This is a genomic window from Clavibacter lycopersici (assembly GCF_003576405.1).
Taxonomy (GTDB): Bacteria; Actinomycetota; Actinomycetes; order Actinomycetales; family Microbacteriaceae; genus Clavibacter; species Clavibacter lycopersici.
This window is the reverse complement of sequence record NZ_QWGT01000576.1, coordinates 1-362: the sequence shown is the minus strand read 5'-3', so window position 1 is coordinate 362 and position 362 is coordinate 1. Positions and strand designations below refer to the sequence as shown.

The window sequence follows — 362 nt, the reverse complement described above, 5'->3', positions numbered from 1 at the left end:
CGGTCGGCACGGCCGCGCACCGCGCCACGCTGCCGGTGGGCGGGATCGCGCTGCCCGTCGGGCTCGTGCTGGCGCTCGCGACGCTCGCGTGCCTCCTGGTCGCGTTCCGCCTGCTCCTCGTCGACCGCCTGCACGCGCTCTGCCTCGGGCTCGGCGTTGTCGCGGCCGTCGCGGTGCTCGGCACGCGCGGGCCGAGCGGATCCGTGCTGTTCCCCGCCGACGGGATCAGCCAGGTGTGGGCCGTCGCACCCGCGATCCTCGTGGCCGCGGTCGTCGTCTGGCCGCGGTTCTCGACGCGCGCCCCCGGCGGCGGCGCGCGCTCCGATGCCGCTGTCCCCGCGGGATCCGACGCCCCGGCCCCG

The 362-nt window shown here is 79.0% G+C and carries 1 pseudogene; it reads left to right on the top strand.

Going from position 1 to position 362, the window contains the following annotated elements:
* Window positions 1–362: pseudogene (locus tag DZG00_RS16605) on the top strand (PIG-L family deacetylase); the annotation flags it as partial.